The sequence below is a fragment of the Rosettibacter sp. KY25 genome (assembly GCF_057554405.1).
Window position 1 is genome coordinate 119,232 of sequence record NZ_BAAJAO010000001.1, and the last position, 19,709, is coordinate 138,940.

The window sequence follows — 19,709 nt, forward strand, 5'->3', positions numbered from 1 at the left end:
TTGAGAATCTGGATATGTTTATTTGATAACAGCAATTTTAATTACTTTATTTGCAAATTTCCCTGATTCAGATTTTGCTTCAACATTAGCAAAGTAAACACCACTTTGAACATTTTTTACATTCCATTTAATTTCGTTATCATAGCCGCCGTTTGCATAACCGCTTAATTCATCTACCAATTCACCTGCAAGGTCGAAAATTCTTATTTTAATTTCAGAATTTTCCGAAACAAAAAAACGAATAAATGTTTCGTCGTTATAAACCGGGTTGGGCCAATTATAAACTTTTTCTTCAGGGAAAAATCTTTTATCATTAATCGAAACTTTAGAAAAAGAAATAGATGAATTGTTCATCGAATTAGAAAATTCACTTTGCCAGTTTGCATCATTACTTTTTACTCCAATTGTCCATTGATGCAAATAATTATTTTTGTCAATCATCATCAAAGCCTGGATTGAAACAGGTGACATCGATTCGGGCAGATAATTAAACAATGCAGGAGCTAAAATTAATTCTGTTCCAATTGTAATTGGAAAATATTCTAAAACCTTTCCAGTGTTTGAATCAAATGCATAAAGATTCCCTCTGTCAGAAGCAGTAATTATATCAATTACTCTATCACCATTTAAATCTGCAGTTAAAGGAAGAGAAATAAAATTTCCTCCGGCTGGTTCAAGAATCGGGAAATTTTCCAGAAGTGTTCCATTGAGATTATAAGCTTCTAATTTTCTCCCATTGTTCAATAAAATTTTACCTTCTCCACTTTCAACATCTGCAAATAAAGAAAATGAATTTATTTGATTTTCAGTATTAATCTTAAATTCTTTGACTACTCTTCCTTTTTCAACTACATAAAAGAAATTACCTTCTGTAAGAATTACATTTGTAAAAATTGAAGCAGAATTATTATAAAGCAATGCAGCTCTCAATGGTTTATGAGGCAAGGTTAATTTGTAATTCTCATTATCATAAAATGATGAAGATGTGACAATAGAAAAATAACTGCCGTTGTATGGTTTACAAATTTGAATTACATCTTCATCAGCAATTTTTATAATATCATATTTATTAGCACTATCATTCTTCAAAGATTCAATGTTGATTTTTACAATGTTGCCGTTTTCTGTTCCTGCATAAGCAAATAATTTATTGTTATCATTCGAAATTACAATTGGGGAGGTAATCTTAAATGACAAATCAATGCTGCCAGAATATTCTTCAAAATGATTTTGAATTAAATAATTTATTTTATTTCCAACAGCACCAAAAATAAAATCACTGCCGTTATAATTCACAGATGCAATTTTTTTATTACTGAAATTGTTGTAAGATTTTATTTTAGATTGATTTCGATTAATTATTATCAGATTATTATCATCAAGTATATAAAATGAATTATAATTTTCCGAAGGAATACTAAGCATCTCAGTTTTTTTGAAGTCATAAAAATTTGATGAAATAGGTTTAATGAAATTCTCTCCAAATTTTATTTCAAACGACATTTTATTGTCTGATTCAGAAAAATTTTCAATTGTAATTAAACTATTAGCACCTTTGTTTGATTTTGTATCTGGCTTTGTATCAGGACCAAACTTATTTTTATAAAGTTTAGCTTTGTTTCCTTTAAACCAAAAATCTTCTTCGCTTCCAATTCCATAAAAATCACCAAGCACAGAAGTAAAGTGTTCACCAATATCCTGAATACCATCTGCTTCTTCAACATCAACACCTTTGTTCTTTATATCAGCATTTATTTTGTTAAGTGCAATTTTTTCTTTAATAATATTATCATCAATATGCCAGATTACAATTCCATTTCCGGGAACTGCCCAATCAAATTCATCTACATCTGTAATTACTCCAGCTAATGTATCGGCATTACTAAAATTAAATCTTGGTTTATCTTTATCTACATGGAATGTGCGGGTTTCGTTGCCGATTTTATATGTAATAGTTACTCCATCTTTTTTTACATCACGCTGTCGGTTTTCAATTAAATAATATTCAGAAGAATTAATCGGAACTTTTACAACAACAGTATCATTCATTTGAGCTGCAAGTTTTGCAACAATATTAATTTTTTTACCAATCTTATCAATTACAACTGGTTGAATCCAGCCGAGATAAATTTTTTCCCATGCAGAAGGTTCAGGCGGGAAAGTGCCATTGAAAGCAAAAAGTGCATTACCATCCATCAAACCAAATCTATCGATTGCAGTAACACCAGTTTCTGTATTAAATAGATCCGGCAATCCAAGATAGCTTGCAATGTTTCCAACAATTAATCCATTAATTGACATTTGATAAAGAATTTTTTCTCCAAATGAATCAATTTCTTTTGATTCTGTTGTAGGTAAAATAATTGTATTCTTAATTGAAAAATTTTTTGTTTTAAAACCATCGAAATCATTTCCAAAAATTGACTTCAAAGAATTTTCGCTTAAATAAACTGAAGGCAAATCTCTTTCTAATCCCAATCTTCCATTTGGATAGTATGCATTCCCAACACCAGCATGAAAAATTGTGAAAAGATTATATTTTGAGAAATCAATATCAGTGTAAATTGAATCAGCAATGTGCCAAACTTCTTTTGCGAACTTAGCAATATTTGATAAATCATCAGGTTTAGAAGGCGGCGGTGAATAATTTCTCATAATTTGAGAAACTGTTATTACTTTGGGCAGAACAGTGTAAGCAATATTTAATTTGCCATTAGAAACTTTTCTGAAATAATTTTTAGCAAACTCAAGATGATTTTCGAAATATTTAACATCATGAGGGTAAGGGTCTAAAATTGTATCACCATAATTTTTAGAATAAATTGAACCAAACTTTCCATTGCCAAAAGTATTTGGGTCATTATCTTCTTTAAATTCAACAAGCACTGCAAGAATTTTCAGAGTGTCTGAAGAATTAAAAATTTTTGGTTCATCAAGTTTGTGAAACACTCTCAGATTTAAGGATTGAGCATATAAAATGCTCAATCCTGATAAAAGTAAAAATAAAATTATTTTTTTCATAAGAAATTAAATTCCGCGAGGAAATCCTAATTGTTTTTGAGGAACAGCTCCCCAGCCAATAAGTAAAGTAAATCTCAAGGTATTATTGAGAGGATGATTTTCGCCGTTTTTGAATACATCTGTAGTTAGGTAACTAAAATCAAAGCCATACATATCATAACGAATACCTGCACCAAGTGTAACAAATTTTCTGTTTCCAAAAGCTGGGTCTTCGTAGAAAAATCCTGCTCTTAAGGCAAACATAAAATCGCCGGGTTGACCATACCAGTATTCAATTCCTGCAGAAGTATTAATGTCACGAATTTCTTCACCAATTGGCTGATCTGCCCAAGCAGTAAAGATTGCTTGATAAAATTCTTTTCTTTTTTTCTTAACAGTAACAGTTGAATCAACCTGACCTCTAAAAGCTTCGCCTTTATCTACAAGAAGTTTACTAAAATCAAGAGTCAATGTTAAAGAATTAAAATCATCCTGAAATAATCTTGTAGCAATACCAAGTCGAAAGTTTGTTGGAATAGGGTCTGCCTGAGCTTGATCGATATAATAAATTTTTGGACCTAAATTACTCAAGTTCATGCCAAGACTAAATCTATTTCCCATATTACCAATAAAAGGCAAATTAAATTTTTCGGGTCTCCACATTGCACCGATATCAAAACTCACAGTTGTAGCAACTCCTTTCCCTTGTTCTTGTTCTGTTGGTTTATCTGCAAGACGACTGTGGATTAATCTAAAATTAAATCCCAAGCCCCAATCGTTGCTCAATTTTGTTGCATAACCAACAGTCAAAGCAGCATCATAAGACCTGAATGTTCCTACAGGCTCCGGTGAATTTGATAATGTTCGAACAAATTCTCCATAGTTCATATATGTAACACTTGCAGTAATACTTCCGCTTATATCTTCTATATATTGTCGATAAGTTGCATAGTCATAAAATAAATCGAGATGAAATTCTGGAAGCCAGTTACTATGAGTAAAGCTGACTTCTGAACCTGTAAGGAAAGCAATACCAGCAGGGTTCCAGAAAATTGCAGCTGAGTTGTCTGCAAGTCCGGTTCCCGATTCACCTATGCCACCTGCTCTTGAATCTGGTGCAATCAATAAAAATGGCAGTGCTGCTTCGCCTTGTGCACTAATCTTCTCTATGCCTAATAACATAAATATCAGCATCATAATCATCATTATTCTTTTCATATGTTCCTCCTGATTAAATTAATTAAAAAGTTTTTGTTTATTCAAAAAATATAAAATTTATCTTATCTAATAACTGCAATTTTACCAAGTGTACTATCTTTTAATTTCCCATCAGAAGATTCAACTAAAATTTTATAAAGATAAGTTCCATTTGCAACTGAATTGCCATCGTAGTCTCTTCCATCCCAATCAATTTTTACAAATTTATCGAGAATGTTTCTTTCTTCTATTTCTTTAATTAATCTTCCTGCAACTGTATAAATTTTCACTTTAACATTTATTTCCGAAGCAATATTATGCTGAAAAGTAAAAGTTGTAGATGATGAAAATGGATTTGGGAAATTATAAACATTTCTGATACTTAATCCAACATCAGGCGAAACAACTGTAAAGTATGCATCTTCTGAAGAAAAATTGTTGAAAACATCCCATGCTTTTATTGTTATCTTGTAATCACCCGGTTGAAATGAAGCAAATTTATATTTTATTACGCCCGATTTGCCTGCCGAATTTAAATCTCCAACAAAATAATTTGTAAAATCGATAGCATTATTTTCATCATCATTGAGAATACCTTCTAATTTATGGCCAATACCTGCACCAGTTGTATTAATTCCAGTTTGATCTTTTAGTTTGACTATCAATGTAAAATCAGGATTTACTAAATAAGAATTTTCAAAAGATTCATTATCAAAGAAGATTTGGATTTCTGGACCTTTGCCGTCATTTACAGCATTTGGATTTGTTCCTCCTACAATTATATCTCCTGTATAACCAATTCCATCTGTTTCATCATTAAAAATGTATGCAGTAATCTTTCCATTTTTATTTTCATAAGAAATATCTTTTGGGACTACAAATTCAGTTTGAAATTTTCCATCATTAACAGTAGTTCTGCCTCTGTAGATTAATCCTCCCGGCATTGTTACAGTATATTTCATTTCTTTGAATTCTACAAGTTTATCAGAGTCAAAAACACTAATGATAGCTTCTCCATTAAAATTTAGTTTTGAATTACGAGAATCTTTCACTGTTCCATTAATTTTTACTTCGCCAAGTGCATTAATCTGAACAGATGAATTAAGAGTGTTCCCGTTAATGGAATCGATAGAAGCTGATAAAATTGGTTCATCTAATCTTAAAGCAGGGTCACAAAAGAGATGAAATTTTTCATCATTTTGCTGAGTTCTAATATTTTTTGTTAAATAAAAAGCTTTACCTATGCACATTGGCAAATTATCATTTTCACGACTAAATAAATAACTATAAAAAGTATTGTTAATTTCAGCATTAGCATCTGCATAAACTACACGAGCAGCTGTAAAAGCTCCAATTGCTCCACTGTTTAGCATATTAATCATAATTTCCGTTGAACTCTGTTCATCAGGGTCATCAAATTTGCCAAAGTCGCATGTAGCAGCTGTAAGGAAAAAATAATTTTGATTTTTCAATTGAGGAATTGTTGATGCTTTTTCAAAAACATATTCATGTGCCCAAGTATTTGGATTGCCATGACCAATCCAGTTTAAAATTAATGTACCATTATTAATTGCACTTATGATTGCTTTATTTACATCCGGCTTTCTTCTTCCTAATCCAGTATATACTGTTGGATAAGCAGCTAAATAAATTTTATTCTGTGTAAAATATGTTGGAATTTTCACTAAGGATAAATATTCTGATTGTCTTGTATGCATATCTCCATCATCCTTCCCAACAGCTTGGGGACCATCATCTGCAACCAATGTAATCGTTGAACGCCAGATACTTTTTTCAAGATTATTTTCATATTCAATAATTTTATTCACAACAGCTTCTGCATCTGTTTCTGATTGAACACACAATCTTCCAATTGCTAAATCAGCTTTTTTATCAAAACCTGAAACTCTTGCATAGTAATCATCCATTACGTAAGAAGCAATCTCATCTAAAGATTCTTGAGTTTGATATGTAGGGACAAAATTTTTATCTATGTTTTCTTTAATTGTATTTAGATAATCATAATCTCCATCCCCGAATAAAAGAACATAAAAAGGTTTAGTCTGCCAATTATCATAAGCATACTTTAGAAAATTTCTAATGGATGTTGGATCAAGCAAACCTCCAGAAAACTCATTCATAATATCATCAACATAAAAAATTGAAGTTGATAATTTGTATGGTGATTGATTAGCTCTGTAATTAGCATATCGTTCAACTTGATTGCGGAAGAATTTATTGGAGATGATTATCATTTCGCTACCAGAAATATTTTCAGTAATGTTTGTAACATTTATGCTTGTTCCGTTTTGTGGTGTTTTAAATGCATTTGGATTTACAGCTATATATTTAGATACCTTATTTTTTTCTTCACTAGATTGAAATTTTATTTCTCCTCCGCTTATCGAAGCACCATCAATTAATTTTACATCCCAGCTGTCTGTTACATCAAACACAAAAATATTACTGTTTGAAAAATTTGTTATCTTGTATTCGACTACTCCTGTAGTATCTTTAGAAAAGAATAATAAATAATCGCCTGCGGCTTCTAATTTTCTTTTGTATTCAATTTCAAAATAATCAAGATAAACTTTAACGCCTGCTGATAGAGTATTTATGGAAATTTTCAAATTGCTTCTTTCATCTGTAAGATTCCCATCATAATAAACAGTGCCATAATCTGCTCTTCCGTAATAATAATCATATATTCTTGAAATTGAACCACTGTAAATTAATTTGTTGCTCTCGCTTATAGAATAATTCACAATTGAAGTAGAAGTATTGATTAATCTAAAATTATAATTCACTCTTGAATTTGGCAGAATTCCAGTTAATGTTGTTATGTAATTTCTGCTGTTTCTTGTGCCACTGAATTCATCTCCATAATATTCTCTTCCAGATGGTCCAACTTTTATGCTGTCCTTATCGTTACTTTTGTATGCAAATGTATATTGCTGTTGAGAAACATTAGGCAAATTCAAAGAAGATTTTATAGAAACTCTTTTGCCATTAGTCTTTCCAAAAGTCAACCAGTAATAACTTTTCTTTGTGTAAGGATGTTTTACTCTAACAATTTTTTTTACAGATGAATCATATTCCCAAGCTTCTGTATTTCTTCCATAAAATAAAATGTAGTCGGATTGATCAAACTTGCCGTCACTTTCACCTGAGATATAAATTGCAACTTCTTTTAAGCCAATGTTACTCTGTGTTAAATAATTTTCTGGAAGAGCATAGCCACAGATGCTAAAAATCTGAATTGTTCTTGGATCAATAGTATTTACATCAATCCCTAAACTTTGAAGGAAACTTCTGTCAATTTTATAAATTCCTTCTTCAGGGATTTCGAATCTATACCATGTTCCACTTGAAAGAACTGCCTTAGAGATTTTAAATAATTTTGTCTCTGGAATTCCCCAATTCTTAGCAAATTCCCAATTTAGAATTACATTACTAAGAAAATCTTCTTTAATCAATTCATACTTTTCCAGGATTCTGCCAAAGTTAACATTAATAATAATTTTTTTATAAACCCTCGTAATTTTATTCTGATAATCAACATGCACGGGATAAATTTTTACTGATTGAACAGGGAGATTTCTAACTAATCCATAATCTCCAAATGTTACCAAGTCGTTATCTAAAGAATTTATATTGGAGAAGTAAATTATAGAATCTCTTTCTGATAAATTTTTAGGGAGGTAAATTCCTGGAAATTCTTCGTATTCAGAAGAAATAATTTGAATTGTGTTTCCAAATTCTGAAGGCACACCAATATTTACTTCGCGAACAGGTAATTTTGGACTTTCTTCTTTTGAAATAAAATCTATGTAAGTATTTGGGATTGTAAGAGTGAAAAACTTTTCTCCATTCAGATATATGAAAGAGGTATCCAAAATAATTGGAGAATATTCAAATACAATTGAATTAGAATTCGAGGAGAGAACCTTTATATCCTGAGCATTGATAACTGCATTTAAAATAAAAAGGAGAAATATTATAGAGAATTTTGTTTTCATCAGAACTATCTTATTAATTAACTCTTACCAATTTTTAGTTCAAGAATAGTAAAGAAACTCTCTATAATATATCTCCATAAATTTGGTGTCAAATTTAGACAAAATGAATGTAACTTGTCAAGCTAATAATTTGAATTCATGAATAATCAAAGTCCGAGCAGTTCTTTATTTTTTCTCATTGCATCAATACAAAACTGAATGTGTTCTTCGAGAGGAATTCCTAAGTCCTGTGCACCTTTAATAATATCCTCTCTGCTTACAGCTCTTGCAAAAGCTTTATCTTTCATCTTTTTAATAACAGATTTGACTTCAACTTCATCAATTGTTTTTGATGGTCTTACATATGCAACTGCAGTTAAAAATCCGGCTAATTCATCACAAGCGAACAAAACTTTTTTCAACAAAGTATCTCTTGGGACGTTTGTATAATCAGCATGAGATAAAATTGCATCAATAAATTCCTGTTCGAATCCTAATCGTTTCAAAATTTCTGCGCCTTTGTATGGATGTTCTTCTGCAGTAGGAAATTGTTCATAATCAAAATCATGAAGAAGAGCAACATTTCCCCAGTATTCAATATCTTCACCAAATTTTTCTGCATATGCACGAACACATGATTCTACTGCATAAGCATGTTTTAAAAGATTTTCACTTTTAGTATACTGTTTTAATAAATCAAGGCAGTAACTTCGATTGTGCATTAAATCATTATTCATAGTAAACTCTTTTTTAATTTATGATATTTTACATGATGGACAATATTTGCAAATTATACATTCCGAACACTTGGGACGGCGTGCTATGCAAACTTTTCTTCCATGATTAATTAAAAGATTTGAAGATACAATCCAATATTTTTCAGGAAGTAATTCTTTCAGCTTAAACTCAATTTTAACAGGGTCACTTGTATCAACAAATCCAAGAAGATTGGTTAATCTTGTCACATGAGTATCAACTGCAATTGAGGGAATATTAAAAGCATTGCCTGCTACCACTGATGCAGTTTTTCTTCCTACTCCCGGCAATTTTACAAGTTCATCAAAATTATCTGGCACTTTACCATTATATTTTTCAACAAGTGCAGAACAACATTTTATAATACTTTTTGTTTTTTGTTTATAAAATCCAGTTGAATAAATATCTTTTTCAATTTCTTCCGGGGGAACATTTAAAAAATCCTGGGGCTTTTTGTATTTCTTAAATAAATCTTTGGTAACTAAATTTACTCTTTCATCTGTGCACTGTGCAGAAAGAATTGTTGCGATTAACAATTGAAATGGATTTGAATAATTTAGTGCGGTTTTAGCGTTTGGATATTCTTTTAATAGTAATTCAATAATTTTTTTTATTCGTTTTTTTTCTTCTTCTAAATTATTGCTCATTAAATTTTTTTTCTTTGATTAATAATCTTTCAACAGGTTTGTTATTTAAAATATGATTCTGAATTATCTCTTCGACATCATCAATTGTTACATTGCCATACCAAATTTGTTCAGGGTAAACTACAATTACAGGACCAAATTTACATGCATCAAGACACCCTGAAGAATTTGCTCTTATTTTCGAGTTCATATCTAATTCTTTTAATCTTCTTTTAAAAAGTTCTCGAACAGCAATAGAATTTTTATTTGCACAGCATCCTCGCGGATCATTGTTATCTCTTCTATTTTCACAAATGAAGATATGTTTTTCGAATCTTGCCAATATTTTTAACTCAAGAATTAGAAAATATTCTGATGTAATTTTCTTTACAAAGCAACAAGAATTAATTTATCAATTAACTTTTGAATACGAGATTCATAACAAAATACAATTTTTCATAAAAATGATAATCTTCAAATAAATGTTAAAATCAAAAAAATTATTTCTCATACGGAATCAGCATTTAGATGAAATAGTGTTTTTAATCTTTACAAATGATTAAAATCAATTAGCTTACTATATTTTTCAAAGCAATCTTTTCAAAAGAAGCTATAATTTCTATCCAAAAATAATTTTTAGATTAGTAGCGCATACGGGATTCTTCCAAAGGAATCCCTTCGGGAGAACCTGTGATCTCCGCCTTGAAAATTATTTAAATTCTGTAGCGCATACGGGATTCGAACCCGTGATCTCCGCCTTGAGAGGGCGGCGTCCTAAACCACTAGACGAATGCGCCATTTTTATATTATTCCTCTTTCTTTCAACCATCGGTAACTTTCTATTGTCTTAAAAAACCTTTCTCTCCTTACAGCTTCGATCCTCGTATCATATTTTTCATAATAATGTATTTCATATGGTAGATGTCCTTTAGTATATCTTACTTTCCCTGAATTATGATCTCTTAATCTGCTCTCAATATCACTCGTTGAACCATAGTAATATGTTCCATCTTTTTTGCTTTTTAATATGTATGCATAATACATATATTCTCTTTCTATTACTTTTTAGTAGCGCATACGGGATTCTTCCAAAGGAATCCCTTCGGGAGAACCCGTGATCTCCGCCTTGAGAGGGCGGCGTCCTAAACCACTAGACGAATGCGCCATTAAGAACTTAAGCAAAAATAGAATTACAATTAAGCAATATCAAATTATAAACCCATTTCTTGTAAAAGTTTTGAAATCTCATTCATTTCATCATCTGTTAAAACATAATTATCAGCTTGAATATTTTCGAGAACCTGTTGACTATTTCTTGCTCCAACAATTGCTGCAGTTACAGCTTTATTTTTTAATACCCAAGCTACTGCTAAATTACCAACAGATTTATTTGACCTTTCAGCAATTGGTCTTAGCTTATCGACAAACTCCAAAGCTTTTGATAAAAATGGTTCTTGAAACATTCTGTTTTTTCTTCTCCAATCATCTTCAGCAATTTTATTTATATCAAACTTTCCAGTTAATAATCCAGCTTGCATTGGACTATAAACTATAACTCCAATATCGTTTTGCAGACAATACGGAAGGATTTCTTTTTCAATGTCTCTTCTTAATAAACTGTAAGGAGGTTGAAGTGATTGAACTCTTGCAATCTTCATACATTTTTCTAAGAGCGGGACATCAAAATTGCATACTCCAATATATCTTACTTTCCCTTCTTGTTGTAATTCTACCATTGTCCCCCATGAATCTTCAACAGGTGTATTCGGGTCGGGCCAATGAAATTGATATAAATCAATGTAATCAGTTTGAAGTCGTCGTAGACTTTCTTCAATTTCTTTTCTAATACTTTCTGGTTTTAAATTAACTACAGCATTTCCTTTCCCATCATTTAGCATTCCGCATTTTGTAGCAATAAAAACTTTGTGACGAATCACTTTTAAAGCTTTTCCTACTATTTCTTCAGAATGTCCAAAGCCATAAACTGCTGCAGTATCAATCCAGTTTATTCCGTTATCTATTGCTGTGTGAATTGCTTTTATAGATTCATCATCATCAACTTTTCCCCAGCCATATTGCCAAGGTCCTCCAATAGCCCAAGCACCAAAACCAATTGAAGTAATAAAAGGTCCATTCTTACCTAATTGACGTGTTTGCATATCAACTCCTTTTATTAAAAAATAAGATTTGTTAAATGAAGATAAATGAAAGGATTCATAAAGAACTTAAACTTTTAGCTGCCCCGTCAGGGCTCGAACCTGAAGTCTTCTGATCCAGAGTCAGACGTGTTGCCAATTACACCACGGGGCAAAAATCACTAAGCAAAATTAACAAAAATCATTCATATAATTTCAACCTGACAATTATTTAATCAATTATTTTTCAAAATTAATTTCCAATTATGTTAAGATTTATTGGATTATCATTAATATCCCATACACTTGAATCTGATGAATCTACAATTTTAATTCTTAATAACGATGAGGGCAATAATTCTTTAACAGTTCCAAAAATAAAGTCCCAACCGTATGCACCTGTAGAAGGATAATTTGTTACTATAGGTTTCCATGTTCCTTCGGCACCATTTTGAATGCTGTAATAAATATTAACATTTCCAGAGATTGCATAACTTGTCCACTTAATCAACAATGGCCAATGGTTCGAAGGTTTAGGATTCTGCATTTCATCAGCTGTTAAATAGAAATATTGTCCACCATTTGGATATTCAATTCTAATCTTTTTGCTTGAATGAATTGAAAAATAGCCATCAGATTCATCAATTGCAGTTACACCAGGGTCAGCTGAAGAAATTCTAATTTTACAATTGTCTGAACTATCGGGTCGAATTAAATCTTTATGACCCGGTGCCCAGATGAAAATACCATCATTCTCTGTGCTTTCTGCACCAGGTACTGTATGCCAACTTCCTCCACCATTTGTTGACCATTCAATCTTAACTTTCTGAATGTTATTTGCATTCCATCTAATTTCATAAGGATGATAATTTTGATAATCTGTTGTTGATACATTAGATTTGGTTGCTAACCATTGCTCGCCGCCATTTGGAACTATTACATTAATTGTTGGTGCAGGTTTAACTTTGAATACACCATCAGAATAATCCATTGGAGTTCCATCGACTGCATCACTTATTCGAATTACATAATTATCAGATACAACAGAAAAACTTGCTTCATATGAACGAATTCCATTACCTTCATCAGTTCCTGAAACACTATCAACAAGAACTACCCAATCAGATTTATTTGTTGAATTATAAGGATTGAATTCAATCTTTACATATTCAATTCCAGTTGACCTCCACTGGATTTTGAATTTTTCTCCTGAAAGCAACTCAACACCTGAATAAGGATATATTACTTCAATAGATTGACTCGGCTGAATTGTAAATGTAGCATTACTTTCATCAGATGGTTCACCATCTGCGGCATCTCTTACTCTTACTTTACATTGTGTTGAATTAACTGTTGGAATTGGATTCCACTCATAAGAACCAGAACTTGGAATATTCTTTGCAATTGGAATCCATGTTAATCCATTATTAATTGTGTAATCAATGTCAACATTGTTAATTCCCTTAGAATCCCATGTAATGTTTTTTGAAGTACCTGACTGCCATTTTTCTCCACCATTTGGAGATATAATTCTGATAGTTTGAATAACCTGATTTGAAATCTGGAAGTTGTTATCAGATAAATCGTAAGGTAAACCATCTTCTGCATCACTAATTTTTATTTTACATTGATTAGAATTAATGTTTGGAATATCATTCCAGATATATGAACCTATACTTGGGATACTATTAACAATTGTTGTCCAGCTGCCTCCTCCATCTGTTGTGTATTCTATCTTAACATTTTTAATATTTTCTGATTCCCATCTAATTTCTTCTGGTGTTCCATAATTCCAGCTTTCACCTCCGTTAGGTTCCAATACTTTTATTCTTGGCTCAGGTTCAATTGAGAAGAAGTTGTCACTTTCATCGGATGGATATCCATCCTGTGCATCACTAATTCTAATTTTACAATTTGTAGAAGCAGTGCTCGGCACTATTGCCCAATTATAAAATCCCGTGCTTGGTGTGCTGTTTACAATTGTATTCCAGGAAATTCCATTATTTGTTGTATATTCAATTTTTACATTTGTAATTCCTGCTGCATCCCATGTTATGTTAAATGAAGAGCCGGCAGTTAATTTTTCTCCGCCGTTTGGACTTGTTACCCTTATTAATTGATTCCCTTTATTGATAATTGTAAAAACATCATCCGAAACATCTGCAGGAATTCCATCATCAGCATCACTAATTCTTATTTTGCACAATAATGAACTTACATTTGGTATCTGATTCCAGCTGTATACTCCATCACTTTCAGTCCTATCAACAATTGTATTCCAGACTGCACCATTATTTGTTGTATATTCAATTTTCACATATTCAATATTTGTTGATATCCATTTAATGTTATCACTTGACCCTGCATACCATTCTTCTCCGCCGTTAGGTGTTAATACTGTAATGTTTGGTTCAGGCAATACTGTAAATGTTCCATCACTTTCATCTATTGGAGAACCTCTGTCGTAATCAAAAATTCTTATTTTATATTGATTGGATGGCGAAGTAAAACTTGCAGCATATTTCCCATTTGATGGAGCTTTTTCAACGAGCTTATCCCATGTAATTCCATTATTTGCTGTAAACATAATTGTTACATTTTCAACTCCGATTGATTGCCATCTAATTGTATCTAACACTCCAGCTGTCCATGATTCACCACCGTTTGGATATAAAACTTTAATTTCAGGTTTAGGAATAATTTTAAATACTTTTTCACTTTGTGAAACAGGGTTGCCATCTTCTGCATCACTTATTCTAACAAGACATTGTGTTGACAAAGTATTTGGGACATTCCATTCATAAGCACCTGAGTTTGGTAAATTATTAATTATTTCATTCCATGTTAAGCCATTATTAGAAGAATATTCTATTTTTACTTTAGTAATTCCAACTGAAGACCATGTAATATTTTGTGAAGTTCCAGCCTGCCAGCTTTCACCTCCATTAGGGCTAATAATTTTTATTGATTGACTTATTTGGTTTGTTATTTCAAATGGTTCATCTGAAACATCCCATGGCTCTCCATCTTTTGCATCATATACTCTAACTTTGCACAATTTTGAATTAACATTTGGAACCTCTTTCCATTCATAAAAACCTACACTTGGATATGACTCGATAATTGTATTCCAGTTATAACCATTATTAGTAGTGTAAGCAATTTTTACATTTTCAACATTTTCTGAAATCCATTCAATTTTTTGAGAAGAACCTGCAAGCCAAATTTCTTTTCCATTAGGAATGGTGACTGTAATCTTTGGTTCAGGCAGAATATTAAAAGGTTTTTCACTTTCTGCTGAAGGTATTCCATCTTTAGCATCTTTAATTCTAACTTTTGCTAAAGTTGATGGAGTATTTGGAATTGGTTCCCAGTAATAAATTCCTGTGTTTTTTCTATCTGTAGTTATATAATTCCAATGATTTCCATTATCAGTTGTATATTCAATTATTACAGAATCTATTCCAGTGCTAAACCATTTTATTTGTTTTGAAGAACCAGCTTCCCATTCTTCTCCACCATTTGGTGATGTAATTTTTAAGCTTTCATTTGTACTTCTAATTATGCTGAACACATCATCACTTTCATCAGAAGTTGAGCCATCAACTGATGCAATTCTTATTTTGCATTGAGTTGAAATAGTGCTCGGAACAGGGAACCATGCATACACACCTAAGTTTTGCAAACTGTCTGCAATTAAGTTCCAGCTTAATCCATTATCGAATGAATATAAAATTTTAATAAGCGAAGTAGTTTTTCCGCTCCATTTAATATCAAAAGAGCTACCTTCTACAATAGTTTCGCCACCATTAGGGGATAATAATTTTAATTGAGTTGAAATTCCTTCGCCTCCAGTTCCTGTAATATCACTTTCTTCTTTTAATTTGCATGAAGAAAGCAATAAAATAACTGATGCAAGTATTAATAATGATTTTTTCATTTCTCCCCCGGCAACAATTTATAGCCTTATGTTTGAAACAAATTTAATAAATAAACTTATTTTAATTAAGTAAAATCTTACATAAATTGTGCCTGTAAGCAAAAGTATTTTTTTATAATTCATAATCGAATTTTTGACTTAATTCTTTAATAATAAAATCAATACGAATGAAATTCTTTCCTGCAATGAAAAACATTTTGACCAAAAGAAGATTAATATCTTACATGTCAATTTTACTTTTGATTGTTTTTTCTTTCACGAATAAAAAAATTATTGCACAAACTTTTTTATATCAAAATCAAATTGGTTTATTTAATTCAGCTTATGCTTTCAGCATTAATCCTTCGGGATATATTTATGTTACAGATGCAGCTGAAAATGAAATAATAAAGTTAGATACTCTCGGAAATACATTAAAAACTTTTGGTGGATATGGATTCGACAATAATTCTTTCGACTTCCCAAAAGATGTAACTGCTACAACATTAAATGTCTATGTAGCAGATAAATTTAATGACAGAATTCAAATATTCGACAAAGACTTAAATTACATTTCTTCCCTATCAGCTAATTCAATTGATAATGACTCATATAAATTTCGTTATCCAACTGGAACGGCAGTTTCAAATCAAGGAGATATTTTTCTAATTGATTCCGACAATTCAAGAATTTTAAAATTCACTTCAACAGGGAAATTCCTTGCTGAGATTGGGAGCAGAGAATTTGGGGACTTTGCTTTACAGAACCCTAGAGCATTTACAATTACTGATAATAAAATTTTAGTAATAGATAATAACTTCCTTCTGATTTATGATTTGTTCGGCAACAACATTTCCAAAATAAAATTTCAAGAAGAATTGATTAATATTAATTCAACATTTTCTGGAATTACAATTTGCACACAAAAAATGATTTATTTTTCTTTATCAATGAATAATTCTCAAATAACCGAATTCAAAAATTTTGACCCTAAAATTGATGATATAATTTCAGACTGTTTCATATTCAACCAGAAATTATTTTTACTAACTCCAAAAACAATTTTGATTTATAAAATCATATCTGAATAAAATTTGAAACTTAGAATCAAAATCTTCATCTTTGTTTTAATTTCAATCTGGTATGCAGGAATTTTTTTCGAATGTTTTACAAAACTTTATCCTAAATCAATTATCATTTTGCCATTCATTAAAAAAACTTACTCATTAGTTTGTCATCAAAATTCAGAAAAAATAATTGAATTTAATTGTGGTCATACATTTGTTTGTTCAAGATGTGTGGGAATTTATTCTGGAATTTTACTTGTATCGATTTTTAGTCTTTTCATTAAAAAAGAAATAAAGATAAATCTAAAATTACTTTCTATTTCAACAATACCATTAATGATTGATGTTTTTCTCACATCAATGAATATTTACACTTATTCAAAAACTCTTGCATTTTTTACAGGATTATTTTTTGGTTCAGTTCTATTTTTATATTTTTACAAAAGCTTGATAAATCTTTTCCACGAAATTCAATTAGACAAATGAAAAAATATATATCATCATTTGTTTGTGGTTTTGGTGCAGGAGTTTTGCAGGTTGTTCCACTTGTCAAAAGTTTTTCGTGCTGCTTAATTATTCCTGCAGCTTCTTTCATTGCAATTGTGCTTGATAGAAAAGCTAACAAATCCACTTCAAAAACTACAATGAAACATGCTTTAATGATTGGATTAATGACAGGTATTTATGCTGCATTATTTGGTTCTTTATTCGATATACTCATTACTTTTATCACAAGGAATAATGATATTGTTGCAATGTTTCCTGAACTTCAGAAAATGATTAACAATTTTCCATTAAGCGAAGAAATTCGAAATGAAGTAATTAATTTATTTCAAATTGTTCGCAACGATATAATTGAACATGGATTTTCAATTCTTTATACATTTTCAGTAATTATTAATAATTTTTTAGTTGATACAATTTTTGGCATTGTTGGTGGATTAATTGGTGCACAAATAATAAACAGCAAAATAAGTGAAGAGTAAAAATGATATCAGCATTAATTTTTGCGGCTCATCTAATTTTTATAACAGTAATATTCACAAAAAAATGGCAGGAAGAATCTTTAAGTGCAGGTATAATAAATGTTGCATTAATCATAATACTTTTTTCAGTAGGATGGTCAATTTCTACAACCATTGTAAAAATATTTTTTGACAGCAAAGGACTTGGAATTTATTTTGATGCCGATACAATTTCTTTAACACTTCTTTCAATTGCTGAATTCTTTTTTTATCGTTTTTATTATCGAGAAGAAAAATCTACTGAAGACGATAAGGGAATGTAATAATAGCAGTTTGTTCTACCTGTTTTGCATTTGGAGGCAGAGGTTCAAATCTCCATTGTCGCAATGAATTAATTGCTGCCATTTCCAATCTTGCATCAGCTTTAATCAAAGGAAATATTTTTCCAACTGTTCCATCAGGCAGAATTGTAAATTTAAGTTTAACATCAATTTCTTTAGAAACACCTTCGGGATATTCTGGCAAAGTATAGCTATAAATTTTTCGAATTCCTTTACCGCCAAAATCAAGTTCAAATCCAAAACCGCCAATACCTTCACCTGCATCTTCTGTTCCTCTTGCTTTTTGCTGATTTGAATTCAATGGCTTAATCTTTTCTGTATTTAATTCTTTTTGATTTTTTTTATCAGTTTTTGCAATTAAATTTTCCTCGTCAAAAGTTTTTGCTTTAGGCAGTTCAACTTTTTGCTGGTCTTCTTTTTTGACCATTTCTTGTTTTGGTTTTGGTTGCTGTGTTTCTATATCATTTCCTAAAGGACCAATGCTTCCTGCACTCATTCCGCTTCCAAATCCAATTGTTACATAATCTTCTTCTTCAAGTCCTACAGATAAATTAATAAAAGCAAAAACAATAATTATGATTGCATGAATAGTGATTGAAATTAAATAAGAAATATTTCTTGGATTTTTTTTCATAGTTAAAAATTTTCTTTTTCTGTTTCTATTGTAAATCTATCTATTCCAATTCCTTTAGCAGCATCGATTACTTTAATTATTAAATCAATTTTAACAGATTTATCTGCACGGATAATCAAATTATTTTCGTTTGTTTTTTGTTTATTTAATTCGAGTTTGCCTGCAAGTTTATCAATTCCAATTTCTTCATTGCCAAGAAATATTCTTCCTTGTTCTGTAATTGTGACAATCATTTTTGATGGAGCTGCCTGTTCATTGTTTTTTGCTCCTGGCAATTTTACCTTCACTCCAGTTTGAATTACAAATTGTGATGTCAACAGGAAAAAAATCAAAAGAAGCATTACAATGTCAGTAAGTGATGAATAAGCAAATATGCTTAATGGTTTATTTGTGGTTTCAAATTTCATTTTTTTTCTCCTATAAACTAATTTCTTCTTCGTCATCATAAGCAGGCTGCTTTGATGTATCATCAAGCAAATCGATAATATCATTTGTAATCAGTTCAATATCCATCACTAATTTATTAATTGCACTAACAAAATAGTTATAGAATGCCAAAGCAGGAATTCCAACAATCAAACCAAATGCAGTTGTGATTAATGCTTCCCAGATTCCGCCTGCTAAATCTGCAGGATTTGCAGAACCTTGAAGTTCTTGAATTTTCATGAATGCACCAATCATACCTGTTACAGTTCCTAAAAATCCAAGCAATGGTGCAATACCAGAAATTGTAGCTAAAATTGAGAGACCTTTTTCAAGTTTGCCAATTTCCTGTCTTCCAGCGCTTTCAATTGCCTCAACAACTCTTTGATGACCAAATCGAAATTTCTTCAAACCTTTTCTTACAATATTTGAAACAGGAGTTCTTTCCTGCAAACAAAAATTTATTGCTGCTTCAATATCTTTCTTTTTAAGCATAGCTCTAATTTTAACTAAGAATGCCGGAACATTAACTTTAGCTTTTCTTAATACTATAAACTTTTCAATAATTACTGCAAGAGCAATTATTGAACATATCAGGATAAAATACATTATCCATCCGCCTTTCATGAAAATAGAAAGTAAATCCAT

General features: G+C 30.8%; 16 protein-coding genes and 3 tRNA genes. 4 read left to right on the top strand and 15 right to left on the bottom strand.

The genetic code is table 11. The features are described 5' to 3' along the window. Window positions 1-18 precede the first annotated feature (18 nt). From AC27L2_RS00555 to AC27L2_RS00610, 12 genes are all read right to left on the bottom strand, one after another. Window positions 19-3,021, bottom strand: a complete 3,003-nt coding sequence (locus tag AC27L2_RS00555; RefSeq protein WP_487209703.1) for a T9SS-dependent M6-like inactivated metalloprotease — start codon at window positions 3,019-3,021, stop codon at window positions 19-21. Window positions 3,022-3,027: 6 nt separating this feature from the next. Beyond that, entirely contained in the window at window positions 3,028-4,218 is a 1,191-nt protein-coding gene (porV, locus tag AC27L2_RS00560; protein WP_487209704.1) for a type IX secretion system outer membrane channel protein PorV, read from the bottom strand. Window positions 4,219-4,280: 62 nt separating this feature from the next. Next, a complete protein-coding gene (gene porU / locus AC27L2_RS00565; RefSeq protein WP_487209705.1) occupies window positions 4,281-8,216 on the bottom strand; it encodes a type IX secretion system sortase PorU in 3,936 nt (1,311 codons plus the stop codon). A 146-nt stretch (window positions 8,217-8,362) separates the two neighbouring features. Then, window positions 8,363-8,932 (bottom strand): HDIG domain-containing metalloprotein, encoded by a 570-nt coding sequence (locus tag AC27L2_RS00570; protein ID WP_487209706.1) that lies wholly within the window; start codon window positions 8,930-8,932, stop codon window positions 8,363-8,365. An 18-nt stretch (window positions 8,933-8,950) separates the two neighbouring features. Further along, window positions 8,951-9,598 carry an endonuclease III gene (nth, locus tag AC27L2_RS00575; protein ID WP_487209707.1) on the bottom strand — a complete coding sequence of 216 codons (648 nt, stop codon included), beginning with the start codon at window positions 9,596-9,598 and terminating at the stop codon, window positions 8,951-8,953. Beyond that, window positions 9,588-9,920 carry a (2Fe-2S) ferredoxin domain-containing protein gene (locus AC27L2_RS00580; RefSeq protein WP_487209708.1) on the bottom strand — a complete coding sequence of 111 codons (333 nt, stop codon included), beginning with the start codon at window positions 9,918-9,920 and terminating at the stop codon, window positions 9,588-9,590. Before AC27L2_RS00580 ends, nth begins: the two co-directional genes overlap by 11 nt. A 380-nt stretch (window positions 9,921-10,300) precedes the next feature. Further along, a tRNA-Glu gene (locus AC27L2_RS00585) sits at window positions 10,301-10,374 on the bottom strand. A gap of 4 nt (window positions 10,375-10,378) precedes the next feature. Beyond that, complete coding sequence (locus AC27L2_RS00590) at window positions 10,379-10,621, bottom strand: GIY-YIG nuclease family protein (RefSeq protein WP_487209709.1); 243 nt, start codon at window positions 10,619-10,621, stop codon at window positions 10,379-10,381. 25 nt (window positions 10,622-10,646) lie between these two features. Next, window positions 10,647-10,742, bottom strand: a tRNA-Glu gene (locus AC27L2_RS00595). A gap of 46 nt (window positions 10,743-10,788) precedes the next feature. Further along, on the bottom strand, window positions 10,789-11,736 hold the full coding sequence (locus AC27L2_RS00600; RefSeq protein WP_487209710.1) for an aldo/keto reductase: 948 nt from the start codon (window positions 11,734-11,736) through the stop codon (window positions 10,789-10,791). Between the two features lie 78 nt (window positions 11,737-11,814). Then, window positions 11,815-11,887: transfer RNA gene (locus AC27L2_RS00605), tRNA-Gln, on the bottom strand. Window positions 11,888-11,965: 78 nt separating this feature from the next. Beyond that, the gene (locus AC27L2_RS00610) at window positions 11,966-15,652 is read right to left on the bottom strand and encodes a hypothetical protein (RefSeq protein WP_487209711.1); all 3,687 of its coding nucleotides are present in this window, start codon (window positions 15,650-15,652) and stop codon (window positions 11,966-11,968) included. A gap of 167 nt (window positions 15,653-15,819) precedes the next feature. On the opposite strand from AC27L2_RS00610, the gene AC27L2_RS00615 reads away from it, so the two are divergent. Genes AC27L2_RS00615 through AC27L2_RS00630 form a run of 4 tightly spaced genes read left to right on the top strand, consistent with a single transcriptional unit; the run spans window position 15,820 to window position 17,986 of the window. Next, a complete protein-coding gene (locus AC27L2_RS00615) occupies window positions 15,820-16,722 on the top strand; it encodes an NHL repeat-containing protein (protein WP_487209712.1) in 903 nt (300 codons plus the stop codon). A gap of 3 nt (window positions 16,723-16,725) precedes the next feature. Further along, entirely contained in the window at window positions 16,726-17,184 is a 459-nt protein-coding gene (locus AC27L2_RS00620) for a DUF2085 domain-containing protein (RefSeq protein ID WP_487209713.1), read from the top strand. Beyond that, a complete protein-coding gene (locus tag AC27L2_RS00625) occupies window positions 17,181-17,684 on the top strand; it encodes a hypothetical protein (protein ID WP_487209714.1) in 504 nt (167 codons plus the stop codon). The genes AC27L2_RS00620 and AC27L2_RS00625 overlap by 4 nt, the downstream gene beginning before the upstream one ends. A gap of 2 nt (window positions 17,685-17,686) precedes the next feature. Further along, window positions 17,687-17,986, top strand: coding sequence for a hypothetical protein (locus AC27L2_RS00630; RefSeq protein WP_487209715.1), 300 nt, complete (start codon window positions 17,687-17,689; stop codon window positions 17,984-17,986). Here the strand turns inward: AC27L2_RS00630 and AC27L2_RS00635 are convergent. The 3 genes from AC27L2_RS00635 to AC27L2_RS00645 are packed head-to-tail and all read right to left on the bottom strand — an operon-like array spanning window position 17,961 to window position 19,709. Further along, window positions 17,961-18,638: an energy transducer TonB gene (locus AC27L2_RS00635; RefSeq protein WP_487209716.1), complete on the bottom strand. Its 678-nt coding sequence runs from the start codon at window positions 18,636-18,638 to the stop codon at window positions 17,961-17,963. The genes AC27L2_RS00630 and AC27L2_RS00635 overlap by 26 nt on opposite strands. Window positions 18,639-18,640: 2 nt before the next feature. Further along, complete coding sequence (locus AC27L2_RS00640; protein ID WP_487209717.1) at window positions 18,641-19,045, bottom strand: ExbD/TolR family protein; 405 nt, start codon at window positions 19,043-19,045, stop codon at window positions 18,641-18,643. 10 nt (window positions 19,046-19,055) lie between these two features. Next, window positions 19,056-19,709 carry a MotA/TolQ/ExbB proton channel family protein gene (locus tag AC27L2_RS00645; RefSeq protein WP_487209718.1) on the bottom strand — a complete coding sequence of 218 codons (654 nt, stop codon included), beginning with the start codon at window positions 19,707-19,709 and terminating at the stop codon, window positions 19,056-19,058.